The sequence below is a fragment of the Xenorhabdus entomophaga genome (assembly GCF_037996725.1).
GTDB classification, from domain to species: Bacteria; Pseudomonadota; Gammaproteobacteria; order Enterobacterales; family Enterobacteriaceae; genus Xenorhabdus; species Xenorhabdus khoisanae.
Genome location: NZ_JBBMXH010000100.1, coordinates 1 through 16,379 on the forward strand (window position 1 = coordinate 1; position 16,379 = coordinate 16,379).

Consider the following 16,379-nt stretch of genomic DNA (forward strand, 5'->3'; position numbering starts at 1 on the left):
TGCCAGACCGCAAGGTGTTTTAACAAATCAAAAGGGGTTTTTATAGCAGACTTATAGCTGTAAGCTCTACGGAACCCCCAGCCAAGCTGGGGGTTTTCTATATACAAAAAAAGCTCCTTAATTCAAGGAGCCTCTTCTTACATATTATGTATTGTTCTAAAATCTTCCTTAGAATGGAATATCATCATCGAAATCCATTGGTGGCTCATTGCTCTGTGGCGCAGGAGACTGTGCCGGACGAGATGGCGCGCCGCCGCTGAATTGCTGAGATGCTTGTGGCTGCTGTGGTTGTCCCCAAGCGCCGCTTTGTTGCATAGGTGCTTCTTGCCCTGCACTGCCACGGCCGCCCAGCATCTGCATGGTGCCGCCAACGTTTACCACGATTTCAGTGGTGTAACGGTCTTGGCCGCTCTGATCCTGCCATTTACGAGTCTGCAAAGAACCTTCGATATAAACCTGAGAACCTTTACGCAGATATTCACCCGCCACTTCTGCCAGTTTGCCGAAAAGTACCACACGGTGCCATTCGGTTTTCTCTCTCATCTCACCGGTTTGCTTGTCACGCCAGCTCTCAGACGTTGCCAGAGTAATGTTTGCGACTGCACCGCCATTCGGCATATAGCGAACTTCCGGGTCCTGCCCCAAATTACCCACTAAAATAACTTTGTTTACGCCTCTGCTGGCCATTGGGAATACTCCTGATGAAATGAATTTTGCTAAAAACAAACTTCTCTAATTATAAACAAAGTAGTTTACCATGCGAGGATTAAGTTTAAACATAGCATCGTTATATTATACTTTGCGAAGCGTATCGTACTTTACATTGTCTTGGTTTCAGCATGATTTGCCGTTAAATACTGTATATCCATTCAGCAATGTTTGTGCAATAATAACGCGTTTACAAATTTTGCACTGTCAATAATCTGGGAAATGGTATATGGATAACATCGAAGTTCGGGGCGCCCGCACCCATAATCTCAAAAATATCAATTTGATAATTCCCCGTGACAAGCTGATAGTCATTACCGGGCTATCAGGCTCTGGCAAGTCATCGCTGGCTTTCGATACCCTGTATGCGGAAGGTCAGCGTCGCTATGTTGAATCGCTCTCTGCGTATGCACGCCAGTTTTTGTCATTGATGGAAAAACCCGATGTCGACCATATTGAGGGGCTATCCCCCGCCATTTCTATTGAGCAAAAGTCTACTTCCCATAACCCGCGTTCTACGGTCGGGACGATTACTGAAATCCACGATTATCTCCGTCTGCTGTTTGCACGTGTGGGTGAGCCACGTTGTCCCAACCACGATATCACGCTGGCAGCCCAGACTATCAGCCAGATGGTCGATAATGTTCTGGCGTTACCGGAAGGCCAACGCTTGATGTTGCTGGCTCCTGTTGTCAAAGAACGCAAAGGTGAGCACACAAAACTGTTGGATAATCTCTCTGCACAAGGCTATATCCGTGCCCGTATTGATGGTGAGGTGTGTGATCTTTCTGATCCACCTAAACTCGAATTGCAGAAAAAGCATACTATTGAAGTGGTTATCGATCGCTTCAAAGTACGTGCCGACCTCGCTCAGCGGCTGGCAGAATCATTCGAAACTGCGTTGGCGCTTTCCGGTGGCACGGCTGTGATTGCCGATATGGATGATGGGCAAGCCGAAGAATTGGTTTTCTCTGCCAATTTTGCCTGTTCAATTTGTGGCTATAGCATGAGCGAACTGGAACCACGCCTGTTTTCTTTCAACAATCCCGCCGGGGCTTGCCCAACGTGTGACGGCTTAGGGGTTCAGCAATTTTTCGATCCTGACCGTGTTGTTCAGAATGAAGATATTTCCCTTGCAGGGGGCGCTATTCGTGGTTGGGATCGCCGTAATTTCTATTACTTCCAAATGCTGAGGTCACTGGCAGAACACTATAAATTCGATATTGAAGCTCCATTCAATCAGTTAAGCCCAGACATTCGGAAAGTGGTTTTATACGGTTCAGACAAAGAATCGATTGAATTTAAATACACCAATGATCGTGGCGATGTAACCGTTCGTAATCATCCCTTCGAAGGTGTTCTGCATAATATGGAACGCCGCTATAAAGAGACTGAATCCAGCGCAGTACGGGAAGAATTGGCAAAATATATCAGCAACCGTTCTTGCATTTCCTGCGCAGGAACCCGATTGCGCAAAGAAGCACGTTTTGTCTTTATCGAAAATACTACTCTGCCGCAGATTTCAGATTTCAGCATCGGTCATGCGATGGAGTTTTTCCAAAATATCAAACTGAGTGGACAACGTGCGAAAATTGCTGAAAAAGTCCTGAAAGAGATCCATGATCGCCTGAAATTTTTGGTCAATGTCGGGCTGAATTATCTGACGCTTTCCCGATCAGCAGAAACCCTTTCGGGCGGCGAAGCCCAACGTATCCGTTTAGCCAGCCAAATTGGTGCCGGCCTTGTCGGTGTGATGTATGTGCTGGATGAGCCTTCCATTGGTCTGCACCAACGGGATAATGAGCGTTTGCTGGAAACTTTGCTGCATCTGCGCAATCTGGGTAATACCGTTATCGTGGTCGAACACGATGAAGACGCCATCCGTGCGGCTGACCATATTATTGATATCGGGCCTGGTGCGGGTGTACATGGCGGCGAGATCGTTGCCGAAGGAACGATCACCGATATTATGGAAAGCAAGGAATCCCTTACAGGAAAATTCCTGAGCGGCGAACGCCAGATTGCGATCCCTGACCAGCGTGTACCAGCCGACCCAGACAAAATGTTGAAACTGATTGGTGCAAAAGGCAATAACCTGAAAAAAGTGACATTAAAATTGCCTGTTGGCCTGTTTACCTGTATCACGGGTGTTTCTGGTTCAGGTAAATCGACGCTGATCAACGATACGTTGTTCCCTATCGCACAGCGTCAGTTAAACGGAGCAACAAACATTATCCCGGCGCCTTATATCGATATTCAAGGGCTTGAGCATTTTGACAAGGTGATCGATATCGACCAAAGTCCGATCGGCAGAACCCCTCGTTCAAACCCTGCTACTTATACTGGTGTATTTACACCGGTAAGGGAGTTATTTGCCGGCGTTCCTGAATCCCGTACTCGTGGTTATACTCCGGGACGTTTCAGTTTCAACGTCAAGGGCGGACGCTGTGAGGCCTGTCAGGGCGATGGCGTAATCAAGGTTGAGATGCACTTCTTACCTGATGTTTATGTGCCTTGCGATCAATGTAAGGGCAAGCGTTACAACCGTGAAACGCTGGAAGTCAAATATAAGGGCAAGAATATTAATGAAGTGCTGAATATGACGATTGAAGAGGCCCGGGAGTTTTTCGATGCGGTTCCAGCACTTGCCCGTAAACTGCAAACCTTGATAGATGTCGGTCTTTCCTATATTCGTCTGGGGCAATCCGCAACAACACTTTCTGGCGGGGAAGCCCAACGGGTAAAACTGGCTCGGGAATTATCTAAAAGAGGTACAGGCCAAACGCTGTATATCCTTGATGAGCCAACAACTGGTTTGCATTTCGCAGATATTCAACAGTTACTGTCTGTTCTGCATCAATTGCGGGATCAGGGAAACACCATCGTCGTCATTGAGCACAATCTGGATGTAATCAAAACCGCTGACTGGATTGTCGATCTTGGCCCTGAAGGCGGTAGCGGGGGTGGTGAAATACTGGTATCGGGAACACCAGAAGAAGTTGCTAAGTGTCAGAAATCTCACACTGCTCGTTTTTTAAAGCCAATACTTGAACGTGATTAGTTTACTTCCTCAATTAAAATAATTTACTATCCTCCCCACGCCGTGGGGAGTTTTTATCTGCTTTTAACCAAATTGTTAACCAATAAAACCCCCGCAAGCGCAAAAAAAGATTTTTTTTGTAGCCAATCCGTACGAAATAACTTTTCGTAAATCAGTATCGTATTGTTGATCTAATATTATTACTAATCACACCTTTCATGTATTAATGCCATAATGGCATAACATATGCTTTAAATTCATAATGGAGATCAAACATGTATATGTTTTTACCGTTCTTAGTCGCACTGGTTATCATTGCCACCGTCATGACAGGCAAAAAAAAGCTGACGTATGCACTTTGGTTCGCTTTATTCATCATCACGATATTTTGGTTTAAATATCATGCCACTGATGCATTGAATCTTTCTTTCTGAATCGGAGGCCACAATGAATAATACAATGTCAGCACCACGTAATATTAACCTAGCGATGGCTTTGAATATCCTTGGTCTATTCGGTATCAGTGTAGTTTTAATAGTCGCGTTTTATTACCAATTAGCACGTTTTGAACTCCCTTGCCCATTATGCTTATTGCAACGCGCGGGCATCATCATGATTGGTTTCGGGTTTTTATTTAATATTTATTTTGGCATAAAAAACGGTCATTACAGCCTTTCAATACTTGGCTGTATTGTGACTGGGTTCGTTGCCATGCGTCAGGTCTCCCTTCATATCTTTCCGGGTGATACGGGATATGGTTCAACATTCTTCGGATTACATTTTTATACCTGGGCTGCAATCCTATCTATCCTGACCATTATTGCTATTGCAGTTATCATGCCTCTGAAATCCGGCAATACTGATACGGCAAGATACACCCCACCAACATTAGGCAAAATTGCCATGGGTTTGTTCGCCTTGTTGATCGCGGCTAATCTGGTTTCTACCATATTGGAATGTGGCGGCGGACAATGTGATGACAACCCAACGTTCTATCAATTACTGCAAAAATAATCCTTTCATATTAAGGCCATAAAAATAGTAAGGCTGCGGTATTCCAGCAGCCTTCTAATTTCGTCACAACTCTCAGAAATACTTTCCGAGGTTATCAGCTCAACATCACAGAATCGATAAAATAGCAGACTTCATGTGCTTCTTCAGGCACAGGAACCTCCAGTTTATCAAGCATCCGATCCATCACCTTATCCGGTACCGCATATTGGCGATTACTGTTCTGCTGACGCCAGCGCTTGTAATCTTGCTCAATATAAACAATCCGCACTCTAGCGTTATAACTCACAAACAACTTGATCAATTGCTGACGCATTTGTCCCGTCAAGTTAGTCGCATTCCAGATAAAATCTTGCCTGCTGCGTAGCTTTTCTCTGGCCTGCTGTTTCGCTTGCTGTACGACCCAACCATTGGCATTTTTATCTTCCGGATTAATTTGATGCGCACGACGAATCGCATCCAGACTGAGCACTGATATCCCTTTACCATACTGCTGGATAAAGTGGTCTTTGCCCATACCCGGCAATCCGCACAACAATGTCACTTGGCTACCGTAGTCATCATAAGGTTGATAGTCTGGCTGTTCGCTGTCAGTGGAAAAGTAATGGAATCGTGCTTCACCAGAAGAAAATGCCCGGGGCTTACGCCAGCAACCTTGCTCACGGCAATAAAGTTCAAACAGTTCAATACGCCCGAGTAACTCTTGCGAATCGTGACATATGCGCCCCAATACATCCGCTTTTGCCAATAAAGTCAGCAAATGAGTATCAACACGCAATGAAGCTGCCAATAATGCCTTTTGTGGGTTGGGCTTTTCCATTAACCACAAGGGCAACCCATGAAAACGCACGAGCGCGGCAATTTGTTCCCGTATTACAAATGGTGTAGATATTTTCTGAAACAAAATTTGTCTGGTCGACAGCTCCCCTTTACGGGCATGCCCCGGAGAAATAATGCGTCCATTCCAATCCAACCGCGTAGTGCTGCGTTTTTCTACATCATGTAACAGCGCTGCCGTCCAGAGAATTTCCTGTTCTTCCAACGTCAGTAAGGAATATTCCGGCAATTGTTCCAATGTAGCCAATACCATTTGGGTATGGATCGCAACATCACCTTCCGCATGATGGATGGGATCTTGTTGAACCCCATCCATATCAGCGATAAAAGAGAAAGCAGAGGATAAGGAATCCCACGATTTATTGTGGCTGAATAACCAACTCATTTCTTCTCTCCTTCCGTACTGCATTTATTCGAATTAGAAAGATATTCAAAATATAGAGGTGCTCTTTGCCAGTTCCTCTTCCAATGGGTGCCTGTCTTGACATGATTTTTTCGTACATATTTAAAGACATAATGTGGAAAATCAGTAACCAAATATTCATCAGCATCGCGGCTAACAATACCTTCCATTGAACATAGCTTTTTATTCTGTGTATCCCATGAAGAAAAACAACTTCCCTGCTTTGCTGTTTCAATAATGTTTTGCATAAATGCCGATTCATTCCTTATTTCAGGAATGTTTATTTCAGGCACAGTCGGAAAATCAAATAATGTTGCATAAAATTTCACTTCTTCCCAACTGAGCCAGATATCTTTAATACGAACGGCAAATATGAAGAAGTATTCTTCAAGATGGCGGTATTCAATGGAGTGAATGGCATAAAGGTTTTCACCAAAGATCTCAATATCACCTAAGTCACCTTTCAATAATTGCCAACGCTGACGAATTTGTTGAGTCCATGCCGATTGCGTTGGTGCGGCATGCGAACGGGCAAATACACCATATTTATTCAGGCAATTATTTTCACCGTCCAACTTTTCCGTGTGAACAAGCTGCTTAATGTTTTGTATATCCTGCCACCAATGATGATTGATGCGATCGTCACTGGTCGTGCCTGGCGAGAACGGGTAATGGAACGTTCTACCATACTTTCTTGATTGCATATCCATAATGCTTTGACTCTTTTAATAATTATCGCAATAAAAACGCAATTGCGTCTTTACGGGTTAATGTTCATCCTAATAACTGATGAAAGAGCTCAAGAGTGAGTATTACATTTTCTTTAATTCCATTCAGTTAATCTTTTGGCTTTAAAAGATTAAGTTAAATATTCAAGTGGATTAGGTATTAAGGTGAAAGGGAAGTGTTAAAAATTCAGTTGATCACTATATAGTAAACCATCATTAATTGACATGGAGAACAAACTTCAGGCAAAAATAACCAATAAAAATCTTCTATTTTGGGCTATAACAGAGATATCTGTAATATAGAAACTCATTTTCTATCGTTATGCGGGATATTCTTTACCTTCTACAAATAATACCTGCTTGATTCGCGTACTTGGTGAAATTTCCCCTGCCCATTATTAGAACAAGGGAAATTTATAAATCTTACAGACGAGCAAATGACTAACTCACCGCAGCAAACGCCTCTGCGATGCGCTGTACATTATGATGATTCACACCCGCCATGCAAACACGACCAGAACCGACCAGATAGACACCAAACTCTTCACGCAGTCGATCGACCTGTTCCTGGCTGAATCCGGTATAACTGAACATACCGCGTTGTTTCAGCAAGTGATCAAAATCTTTCTCTGGCAGGGATTTTTTCAATGCGTCGACCAACACTATCCGCATTTCCCGAATACGCAAGCGCATCTGTTCAACTTCTTCCAGCCACTGCGTTTTTAATTCAGGGGTACTTAATACTCTTGCTACAACCTGAGCACCAAAATTTGGCGGGCTGGAGTAAATGCGTCGCACACTCGCTTTTAATTGACCCAAGATATGTTCAGTTACTTTTGTATCTTCACCAATAACGGACAGGCCACCAACACGCTCACCATACAACGAAAATATTTTTGAGAATGAATTGCTGACCAAACAAGGTAATTCGGCATTTGCCATTGCCCGGATTGCATAAGCATCTTCTTCCATACCATCTGCAAATCCCTGATAAGCGATATCGAGGAAAGGAATCAACCCCTTCTCTTTGGCAACTTGCACTACCTGATCCCATTGATCATTGTTTAAATCAGAACCCGTTGGATTATGACAGCAAGGATGCAGCAAAATAATGCTTTTTGCCGGCAGTTGTTTAAATGTTGCCAACATTTCGTCAAATTTTACCCCTTTAGTTTTATCATCAAAATAGGGGTAATAATTCACTTTGATCCCTGCACCCGCAAAAATAGCGGCATGGTTTTCCCATGTTGGATCACTACACCACACTTCAGAATCAGGGAAATAACGGTGTAAAAAATCAGCCCCCACTTTTAATGCGCCTGAACCACCCACGGTTTGAATGGTCGCGACACGTTTCTGATTTAATAAGGGGTGATCTTTACCGAACAACAATTCCTGAATTGCCGCACGATAGGCAAGTAATCCTTCCATTGGGAGATAAAGAGAAGCAGATGATGGCAGAGCACACATTTGCTCTTCAGCAGCGGCAACAGCCTGCAATTGTGGGGTTACGCCTTGTTCATCGTAGTAAAGCCCAATGCTCAAATTAATTTTTTCTGCACGGGGATCGCTATTAAATTTTTCCATCAACGACAGGATAGGATCGCCTGCATACGCATCAACATTCTGGAACACTTTTCATACCCCCTGTTATTGAATATACCCGCTGTCGCGCTACATCTTAAAATACCGTGGGTATATATAAGAAAATGTACTGACAGACAATATAACTTACCGAATTATTCGTCTAGATATTCCATCGCAACACGTGAAGTCAGTTTCGTAATCAACTCATAAGCGCTAATCCCTGAATGTTGGGCTATTTTTTCAACTAACAGGGCATTCCCCCAAAGGGTAACTTCATCGCCTACTTTATCCTGACACTCTGGCCCTAAATCCACGGTAATCATATCCATGGAAACACGCCCAACAAGTGGTACTTCCCGGCCATTAATAAATACTGGCGTACCCGCGGGTGCGCTACGGGGATAACCATCACCATATCCCATCGCCACGACACCAAGATAAGTATCGCGCTCACTATTCCATGTACCACCATATCCCACTGATTCACCCGCTTTATGTTTACGCACGGCAATCAAGTTGGATTTTAGTGTCATTGCTGGAATTAAGTTAAAATCAGCGGCTGTTTTACCCTCTATCGGAGAAGCTCCGTACATCATGATACCAGGGCGAACCCAATCCAAGTGGGCTTGTGGCCACAATAAAATTCCACCTGATGCGGCTATGGATTTTTCACCAGATTTATCCGCAATAAATGCCATAAAGCAATCAATTTGATGTTGGGTAGTTTCTACGGTAGGTTCATCTGCACGGCTGAAATGACTGATGATATTCACGGGTTGTTCGACGTTATGGCAACGGCTCAGGCGTTGATAAAATTCTTCTGCTTCATCAATCCTGATGCCCAGACGGTGCATGCCTGTATCCAGTTTCATCCACACTTTAATCGGATGGGGCAAATCCGCCTGCTCTAACGCTTCGAGCTGCTCAATGCTGTGGACTATAGTTTCAATGTGGTTGACGACCAGAACGGGCAAATCTGCCGCCTCAAAAAAACCCTCCAATAGCAAAATCGGCTTGACGATCCCGCCACTACGCAGAGCGAGAGCTTCCCCAATCCGGGCAACGCCGAAACAATCAGCGTCTTCCATTGTGTACGCAGTTTCTAATAAACCATGTCCATAGGCGTTTGCTTTCACAACTGCAATCAGTTTACTGTCAGGAGCTTGTACTCTAACCTGTTGCAGATTATGTCGCAGAGCGCGGCGGTCGATAACAGCAGTTGCCGCTTTCATTTCGTCCCCTTTTTATGATTTTCCGATCAAGAGTGGTAATTAAAAGCCTATCCCCATTATTTTGGACGCTGCTTATTTCAGGTCATTTGAATATGAACGATAGGCACCAGAATTATTCGTCGCTATAGCTTGGCCCTGCATAGTTATCGAACCGTGACCATTGGCCATTAAACGTCAGCCTTACCGTCCCTATCGGGCCGTTACGCTGTTTACCAAGGATGATTTCTGCCACGCCTTTCAGTTCACTGTTGTCGTGATAAACCTCGTCACGATAGATAAACATGATCAAGTCAGCATCCTGTTCGATAGAGCCTGATTCACGCAGGTCGGAGTTAACCGGACGTTTATCAGCTCGCTGTTCCAAACTACGGTTAAGCTGGGAAAGCGCAACAACCGGCACTTGAAGTTCTTTTGCCAATGCTTTCAATGAGCGTGATATTTCCGCAATTTCCAGTGTCCGGTTATCAGATAAAGAAGGGACTCGCATCAATTGCAGGTAGTCGATCATAATCAAACTAAGCCCGCCATGCTCACGGAAAATCCGTCGCGCACGGGAACGCACGTCTGTCGGCGTCAAACCGGATGAGTCATCGATATACATATTACGTTTTTCCAGCAAAATCCCCATGGTACTGGAAATCCGTGCCCAATCTTCATCATCAAGTTGACCGGTACGAATGCGCGTTTGATCCACGCGAGAAAGGGATGCCAGCATACGCATCATGATCTGATTACCGGGCATCTCAAGGCTGAAGATCAGGACTGGCTTATCCTGCATCATCGCTGCGTTTTCACACAGGTTCATCGCAAAGGTGGTTTTACCCATTGAAGGACGCGCTGCCACAATAATCAGATCTGATTTTTGCAAACCGGCCGTCTTTTTATCCAGATCCTGATAGCCTGTAGAGACGCCTGTCACACCATCATGCGGACGCTGATAGAGTTGTTCAATTCGCTCAACAGTTTCTTCAAGGATCTGTTCAATACCTTTCGGGCCTTCATCTTTATTTGCCCGGTTTTCTGCAATCTGGAATACCCTTGATTCAGCCAGATCCAAGAGCTCTTCGCTAGTCCGCCCCTGCGGATCGTAACCCGCATCTGCAATTTCATTTGCCACCGCGATCATATCGCGCACTACCGCACGTTCGCGGACAATATCAGCATAAGCGTTGATGTTTGCAGCACTTGGGGTATTTTTTGACAACTCTGCCAGATAGGCGAACCCGCCTACCTTATCGAGCTCGCCATTCTGTTCAAGAGATTCCGATAACGTAATCAGGTCGATAGGTTTACCCGTTTCGAGTAAACGCTGCATTTCAGAAAAAATACGCCTGTGTGGTCGGCTGAAAAAGTCATTGCTGGTAACCCGCTCAGAAACATTATCCCAACGTTCATTATCCAGCATCAAACCGCCCAACACGGATTGCTCTGCTTCCAAAGAGTGTGGTGGAAGTTTCAGCCCTTCCACTTGGCGATCTTTTGGTTCAGCCATACTGTTGTTAGTTGGTTTTTTTCCAGCCATGTATACCGCGTCAATCCACTAAACAAAAAAAGAAATAGCGCATCAGTATACGCCATGAAAACAGCCTTGAGTAATTATATATAGTCTGCAATGATTTCAGATACATTTACGCTGTTTGCAGCAGTTTCATTGCAAACGTGCGAGGCTGTTCCCAATATTTCTAACATAATGAGAGAGTTACCATGGCAAAACACATCGAATATTCCGCCACTGGCGGCCCAGAAGTACTCCGATATTGTGAATTTACGCCTGTTGACCCTGCATCTGATGAAGTTCAAGTCGAAAATAAAGCCATCGGGATTAACTACATTGACACCTATGTGCGTAGCGGGCTATATCCGCCAGCCAGTTTGCCCTGCGGGCTGGGAACCGAAGCCGCAGGTATTGTCACTAAAGTAGGTTCAAATGTGACATCCATTAAAATTGGTGATCGTGTTGTTTATGCCCTATCTGACGCTGGTGCTTACAGTGAAGTACACAATGTGCCCGAAAGCAAATTAGCGCTGTTACCGGATGAGATTTCATTTGAACAAGCTGCTGCATCTTTTTTAAAAGGTTTAACCGTTTACTATCTGTTCAATCTGACTCATAAAATCCAGGCGGGAGAAACATTTCTGTTTCATGCCGCAGCCGGCGGTGTGGGTTTAATTGCCTGCCAATGGGCAAAAGCACTGGGCGCAAAATTGATTGGAACAGTGGGTTCAGACGAAAAAGCCTCGCTTGCCAAAGCGGCTGGGGCATGGCAGACAATCAACTATCATCGCGAGAATATTATGGAACGTGTCTTGGACATCACTGGCGGGGAAAAGGTTGGCGTAGTATATGACTCTGTCGGCAAAGAGACATGGCTGGATTCATTGGATTGCCTGAAACGGCAAGGTTTGATGGTCAGCTTCGGTAATGCTTCAGGGCCAGTGACAGGCGTGAATTTGGGGATCCTCAATCAGAAAGGTTCACTGTTTCTTACCCGCCCTTCTCTTAATGGCTATATCACGACTCGTGAAGAATTGGCAGAGGCCAGCAAGACGCTGTTTGATCTTATTGCCAGCGGCAAAATCAATGTGGATGTACCGGAAAAGCAGCAATTTCCACTGAGCGAAGCCGTAAGGGCACACCAGATGCTGGAAAGCCGTGCCACCCACGGTTCCAGCTTGTTGATCCCATAATTTCAAACAAAATATCAGAGCGGATCACATCCGCTCTGTCACCATTTCCAGTGCTTTTTCAACAACCATAATATCAGCCCCTGATTTATGGGCATTTTCGCTCAAGTGTCGCCGCCATTGGCGTGCACCGGGAATGCCCTGAAAAATCCCTAAAATATGGCGGGTGATATGCCCTAAATAGGCTCCTTTTGACAATTCCTGTTCGATATAAGGATAAAGCGCCTTAACCGCATCTATCGTATTCGCTACGGGGGCTGTTTGATCAAACAATTCACGATCCACATTCGCCAGAATAGATGGATTTTGGTAGGCTTCCCGCCCAATCATCACGCCATCCACATGCTGCAAATGCTGCTTCGCTTCTTCCAATGATTTAATGCCGCCATTAATGGAAAGAGTCAGTTGTGGGAAATCTTTCTTCAATTGATAAACTCGTGGATAATCCAGAGGCGGAATTTCACGGTTTTCTTTTGGACTCAATCCAGACAACCACGCCTTGCGCGCATGGATCACAAAATTGTCGCAATCGCTATTTATCATGACAGTATCGATAAAATCGCACAAAAACTCGTAACTATCCTGTTCATCAATTCCGATGCGGGTTTTAACCGTAACAGGAATATCCACCACATCCTGCATCGCCTTGACACAATCGGCCACCAGCGTGGCTTCTCCCATCAGGCATGCTCCAAAACGACCATTCTGCACACGATCAGAGGGGCAACCAACATTTAAATTGATTTCATCGTAACCCCGCTCTTGCGCAATCTTGGCACAGTGCGCCAATGCGTGAGGTTCACTGCCACCCAATTGTAATGCCAGTGGATGTTCTTGCTCGTTATAGGCCAGATAATCCCCTTTACCATGAATAATCGCACCTGTTGTCACCATTTCCGTATACAGCAATGCTTCCTTACTTAATAAGCGATGGAAATAACGGCAATGACGGTCAGTCCAGTCCAACATGGGGGCAACGGAAAAGCGGGAAGGTTTGAATTTCTCGCTTCCAGTTGATATCCCAGTGAATTTGATAAGTTTTTGTATCTTTATATTTTCGTGCATTTTAATACATTTTAGGCTATTTTGAATTTATCGGTACACCATCCAGTACACCACACCAAATGGTGTACTGGTGTCTGGGAGGTAAATAATGGCCTACTATAACATAGTGAAACGCCCTCGTGCTGACGGCACTATTAGATACCGCTGTACAGTGGGAATAAAAGAAAGCGGTAAACACATCCATCGTGAAACTAAAACATTTGGTAAAATGGCTCAGGCTAAAACCTGGGGAGCTATACGATCCGCTGAACTAGAGCAAAGCGGAGTTCCCACGCAAAGTGATATTGAAGATTTAACAGTCGGTGATCTGCTGTATAAATATATCAATGACCCAGACTTGGGTGGGAAAGCAGGAAGAACTAAAAAATATGTATTAGACATGCTCTTAGATAGTGAATTAGCGAAACTAACACTTTCAGAGTTGTCAGTTAGCCATGTTATCGAGTATTGCAAGCAAAGACATTCTACTGGTATTACTCCATCAACCATTAACCACGATGTCAGCTATTTAACGTCCGTATTAAAAACAGCCAAGCCAATCTATAACATAGACTATGTATCAAATCCTGCATATGAAGCGCGTCCTTTACTGATTCAAATGGGGTTAATAGGAAAGTCCCAACGTCGTAGTCGAAGGCCTGCGCAAGATGAGATCGATAAACTTATTGTTGGGTTACGCAAGCGCAGTAATCATAGAGAAGGGAAAATACCCTATGAAGATATCTTAAATTTCTCAATCTTAAGCTGCATGCGCATAGGAGAGGTCTGCAAAATTAGATGGGATGATGTAGACGAAAAACAAAGATCTGTCGTTGTAAGGGATAGGAAAGATCCCAGAAAGAAAACGGGGAATCACATGTCCGTTCCTTTGCTTGGGAATGCCTGGGATATTGTTCAAAGACAACCAAAAACAAGTGAACTAATATTTCCTTACAACGCCAAAAGCGTAACAGCAGGATTCCAGAGAGTCCGTAACGCTCTAAGCATTGAAGACCTCCGCTATCACGATCTACGCCGAGAAGGAGCCAGTCGTTTATTTGAAGCTGGCTTCTCAATTGAAGAAGTGGCGCAGGTAACAGGACATCGCTCACTGAATGTATTATGGCAAGTGTACACAGAGCTGTACCCACAATCACTGCATGAAAAATTCAACAAACTTATGCAGCAGAAAGAAGAATAATTCCCCACAGGGCGGGAATCTGCCCTTAAACATATGGGATAGAGTGGGACTTGAATCCAACCCTCTAATAAAGGAACTGGACAAAAAGGATATATTCTTTATTTTTCAGAGTGTTACTTGTGCGCAAGGGGCTGGACAAAACGGCTTAAGCCTCTGTTTTTACGTCACTGTTTTGTGCGCACCTCTATATGAATTAAGATGTGATATCCCACCTTGGGTATGGTGATTTCCACCATACCTTTACACTCACAGGGTTACTTAATGTAACTCAGTGACTAACGACGAATATCGTCGGAACCAATGATCACCAGACTGTAAATATGGCGTCTGCTTATTTTTCAAGCCATCACTGTAACCCTTTGATTCTTCCGAGGCCGTCATTTTGACCACCCGGGGCATCTCAATATTTCCAGTTTCCAAAGTGAGGACGAATGGAGTAATCAAGGAGTTATCGCCAAAGCGGGAATTCCCACTTAGGCGTACTTTCAACCAACCCGAAATTATCGGGTAGGCCAAAGTGAGGACCACGGTATTCTTCGAGGTCACTGAGCTAATGACCTCGACAATTGAACTCCTCAACCTCAAGGAACCCCTATAGTTAATCCACGCCTCCGTTTGAAACAGAAGCGTGCTGAATTAAAGTCGGGAAATCCCACCTTTAGCTAAGTCGTTGATTTTACTTATTTCCGGCACAGAGACAGAGATTAGGGAAATCAAGGGGTTAAAAGTCGGGAAATCCCGCTTTTACTGTGCTGAGTTTTATCAGTCATCTGATAAATTTGATTAATTCCCTGCCTGTCATTTTATGTCATCCTGCCAACAAAACATGCCACTCACCTAATCGTTAAACCGAGCTTAGTCAAAACGTATTCTCCAGTATTAATGAACCTATTTTATGGATGTTCACTGGCGGAGAAGTAACCCGCCTTCATGAAGTTATAAAAAACATAATTGGAGGTAATACTATGTATGATTGGTCTGGAACTGTTCCTGCTATTGCTGAAAATGGTCAGGGCACAGGGATTTTTCTAAAAGCGGGAGATGTGATATCAATTATTGCTAGAGGGTGGGTGCAATATGGGGGGCCGGGAAATCCATATACTGCGCCTCAAGGTGTTGCTGACGAACCCAGTAACAAGGCGTACAGTTTGGTTGCCAAAATTGGAGGCAAGACCTACGAAATTGGCAATGGTGTGCTCCACAAGACAATTCCTGCAAATGGTGAATTAGTCCTTTTATTTAACGATTACCCTGGCGATTTTTCTGATAACACAGGTGAATTTCACGTTGATGTCAAAATAGAATCGCGTTACTCTCCTGATTATCTTGTTGAAATAAAGCTACTTAATTGAAATATTGAATATCTTTAGTGAAACAACGCCAAGTGAGATAATATCAATATTCTCACTTGGCTAATGAAAATTTCCTCACTGTTTTATTTTTCCAAATCCATCATTTATTACACTCGGTATTTTCAACTTTCCCCTGCCCCACATTCCACACCGAATCCACCGGCATCTGGACACGGACGTCTAAGCGACAACCTTCGGGAATGTCACACGGCTCACCATCGGCATAGTAAACCTTCTCACCGTCCACGATTTCTTTTATCCGCCTGTTCTGGAACTGCTTGGGTAAATGGGTATGCTGACGGTGGAACGTCTCAATCGTGATGCTGCCGTCCTTGTGTACCTTGTCATCAAGGTAGATGAGTTCCAGCCCGTTGTTATTTTTCGGCGAAGAGATACCACCATGCACACCCCATGCCCCATCGGCGTTATAGCCCAGTACGCCGGATATCTGATAATGACCGAGGCCGAGTTTGGTGACCGTGGCCCCCTCGGATTCGTCGTTGGTGGTAAATTTGCCGTCGGGGTAGATTTGGATGATGGGGGAGGATTTT

The 16,379-nt window shown here is 44.5% G+C and carries 15 protein-coding genes; 6 read left to right on the forward strand and 9 right to left on the reverse strand.

Annotated features, from left to right (window positions below):
- Positions 1-168 precede the first annotated feature (168 nt).
- Positions 169-687, reverse strand: coding sequence for a single-stranded DNA-binding protein SSB1 (gene ssb1, locus AAC854_RS17685; RefSeq protein ID WP_340618278.1), 519 nt, complete (start codon positions 685-687; stop codon positions 169-171).
- Positions 688-937: 250 nt separating this feature from the next.
- On the opposite strand from ssb1, the gene uvrA reads away from it, so the two are divergent.
- The 3 genes from uvrA (at position 938) to AAC854_RS17700 (ending at position 4,762) form a co-directional block, all read left to right on the forward strand.
- Positions 938-3,769, forward strand: a complete 2,832-nt coding sequence (gene uvrA / locus AAC854_RS17690; RefSeq protein WP_340618279.1) for an excinuclease ABC subunit UvrA — start codon at positions 938-940, stop codon at positions 3,767-3,769.
- Positions 3,770-4,023: 254 nt separating this feature from the next.
- Entirely contained in the window at positions 4,024-4,182 is a 159-nt protein-coding gene (locus tag AAC854_RS17695; protein ID WP_340618280.1) for a DUF5993 family protein, read from the forward strand.
- A 13-nt stretch (positions 4,183-4,195) separates the two neighbouring features.
- Positions 4,196-4,762 (forward strand): disulfide bond formation protein B, encoded by a 567-nt coding sequence (locus tag AAC854_RS17700; RefSeq protein WP_340618281.1) that lies wholly within the window; start codon positions 4,196-4,198, stop codon positions 4,760-4,762.
- A gap of 94 nt (positions 4,763-4,856) precedes the next feature.
- Here the strand turns inward: AAC854_RS17700 and AAC854_RS17705 are convergent, their stop codons facing one another.
- From AAC854_RS17705 to dnaB, 5 genes are all read right to left on the reverse strand, one after another.
- A complete protein-coding gene (locus tag AAC854_RS17705) occupies positions 4,857-5,981 on the reverse strand; it encodes an AAA family ATPase (protein WP_340618282.1) in 1,125 nt (374 codons plus the stop codon).
- A complete protein-coding gene (locus tag AAC854_RS17710) occupies positions 5,978-6,709 on the reverse strand; it encodes an RNA ligase family protein (RefSeq protein ID WP_340618283.1) in 732 nt (243 codons plus the stop codon). Before AAC854_RS17710 ends, AAC854_RS17705 begins: the two co-directional genes overlap by 4 nt.
- Before the next feature lie 459 nt (positions 6,710-7,168).
- Positions 7,169-8,362 (reverse strand): amino acid aminotransferase, encoded by a 1,194-nt coding sequence (locus AAC854_RS17715; protein WP_340618284.1) that lies wholly within the window; start codon positions 8,360-8,362, stop codon positions 7,169-7,171.
- Positions 8,363-8,466: 104 nt separating this feature from the next.
- Positions 8,467-9,546 carry an alanine racemase gene (gene alr / locus AAC854_RS17720; protein ID WP_340618285.1) on the reverse strand — a complete coding sequence of 360 codons (1,080 nt, stop codon included), beginning with the start codon at positions 9,544-9,546 and terminating at the stop codon, positions 8,467-8,469.
- A 112-nt stretch (positions 9,547-9,658) separates the two neighbouring features.
- Positions 9,659-11,068, reverse strand: coding sequence for a replicative DNA helicase (gene dnaB, locus AAC854_RS17725; protein ID WP_340618286.1), 1,410 nt, complete (start codon positions 11,066-11,068; stop codon positions 9,659-9,661).
- A gap of 182 nt (positions 11,069-11,250) precedes the next feature.
- Here dnaB and AAC854_RS17730 point away from each other — a divergent pair, with 182 nt between their 5' ends.
- Positions 11,251-12,234: a quinone oxidoreductase gene (locus AAC854_RS17730; RefSeq protein ID WP_340618287.1), complete on the forward strand. Its 984-nt coding sequence runs from the start codon at positions 11,251-11,253 to the stop codon at positions 12,232-12,234.
- A 24-nt stretch (positions 12,235-12,258) separates the two neighbouring features.
- Here AAC854_RS17730 and dusA read toward each other — a convergent pair whose 3' ends face one another.
- On the reverse strand, positions 12,259-13,296 hold the full coding sequence (gene dusA, locus AAC854_RS17735; RefSeq protein ID WP_340618288.1) for a tRNA dihydrouridine(20/20a) synthase DusA: 1,038 nt from the start codon (positions 13,294-13,296) through the stop codon (positions 12,259-12,261).
- 88 nt (positions 13,297-13,384) lie between these two features.
- On the opposite strand from dusA, the gene AAC854_RS17740 reads away from it, so the two are divergent.
- Entirely contained in the window at positions 13,385-14,476 is a 1,092-nt protein-coding gene (locus tag AAC854_RS17740; RefSeq protein ID WP_340618289.1) for a tyrosine-type recombinase/integrase, read from the forward strand.
- Positions 14,477-14,734: 258 nt separating this feature from the next.
- Here AAC854_RS17740 and AAC854_RS17745 read toward each other — a convergent pair whose 3' ends face one another.
- A complete protein-coding gene (locus tag AAC854_RS17745) occupies positions 14,735-15,004 on the reverse strand; it encodes a hypothetical protein (RefSeq protein ID WP_340618290.1) in 270 nt (89 codons plus the stop codon).
- Positions 15,005-15,441: 437 nt separating this feature from the next.
- Here AAC854_RS17745 and AAC854_RS17750 point away from each other — a divergent pair, with 437 nt between their 5' ends.
- Entirely contained in the window at positions 15,442-15,828 is a 387-nt protein-coding gene (locus AAC854_RS17750) for a LecA/PA-IL family lectin (RefSeq protein ID WP_340618291.1), read from the forward strand.
- 100 nt (positions 15,829-15,928) lie between these two features.
- Here the strand turns inward: AAC854_RS17750 and AAC854_RS17755 are convergent.
- Positions 15,929-16,379 (reverse strand): phage tail fiber protein (locus AAC854_RS17755; protein ID WP_479715127.1); only part of this gene is annotated, 451 nt, incomplete at its 5' end.

Excerpts from the sequence above, each read along its gene's own strand:
- ssb1 (WP_340618278.1), bottom strand. The coding sequence starts at position 687 with ATGGCCAGCAGAGGCGTAAACAAAGTTATTTTAGTGGGTAATTTGGGG.
- uvrA (WP_340618279.1), top strand. The coding sequence starts at position 938 with ATGGATAACATCGAAGTTCGGGGCGCCCGCACCCATAATCTCAAAAAT.
- AAC854_RS17695 (WP_340618280.1), top strand. The coding sequence starts at position 4,024 with ATGTATATGTTTTTACCGTTCTTAGTCGCACTGGTTATCATTGCCACC.
- AAC854_RS17700 (WP_340618281.1), top strand. The coding sequence starts at position 4,196 with ATGAATAATACAATGTCAGCACCACGTAATATTAACCTAGCGATGGCT.
- AAC854_RS17705 (WP_340618282.1), bottom strand. The coding sequence starts at position 5,981 with ATGAGTTGGTTATTCAGCCACAATAAATCGTGGGATTCCTTATCCTCT.
- AAC854_RS17710 (WP_340618283.1), bottom strand. The coding sequence starts at position 6,709 with ATGGATATGCAATCAAGAAAGTATGGTAGAACGTTCCATTACCCGTTC.
- alr (WP_340618285.1), bottom strand. The coding sequence starts at position 9,546 with ATGAAAGCGGCAACTGCTGTTATCGACCGCCGCGCTCTGCGACATAAT.
- dnaB (WP_340618286.1), bottom strand. The coding sequence starts at position 11,068 with ATGGCTGGAAAAAAACCAACTAACAACAGTATGGCTGAACCAAAAGAT.
- AAC854_RS17730 (WP_340618287.1), top strand. The coding sequence starts at position 11,251 with ATGGCAAAACACATCGAATATTCCGCCACTGGCGGCCCAGAAGTACTC.
- dusA (WP_340618288.1), bottom strand. The coding sequence starts at position 13,296 with ATGCACGAAAATATAAAGATACAAAAACTTATCAAATTCACTGGGATA.
- AAC854_RS17740 (WP_340618289.1), top strand. The coding sequence starts at position 13,385 with ATGGCCTACTATAACATAGTGAAACGCCCTCGTGCTGACGGCACTATT.
- AAC854_RS17750 (WP_340618291.1), top strand. The coding sequence starts at position 15,442 with ATGTATGATTGGTCTGGAACTGTTCCTGCTATTGCTGAAAATGGTCAG.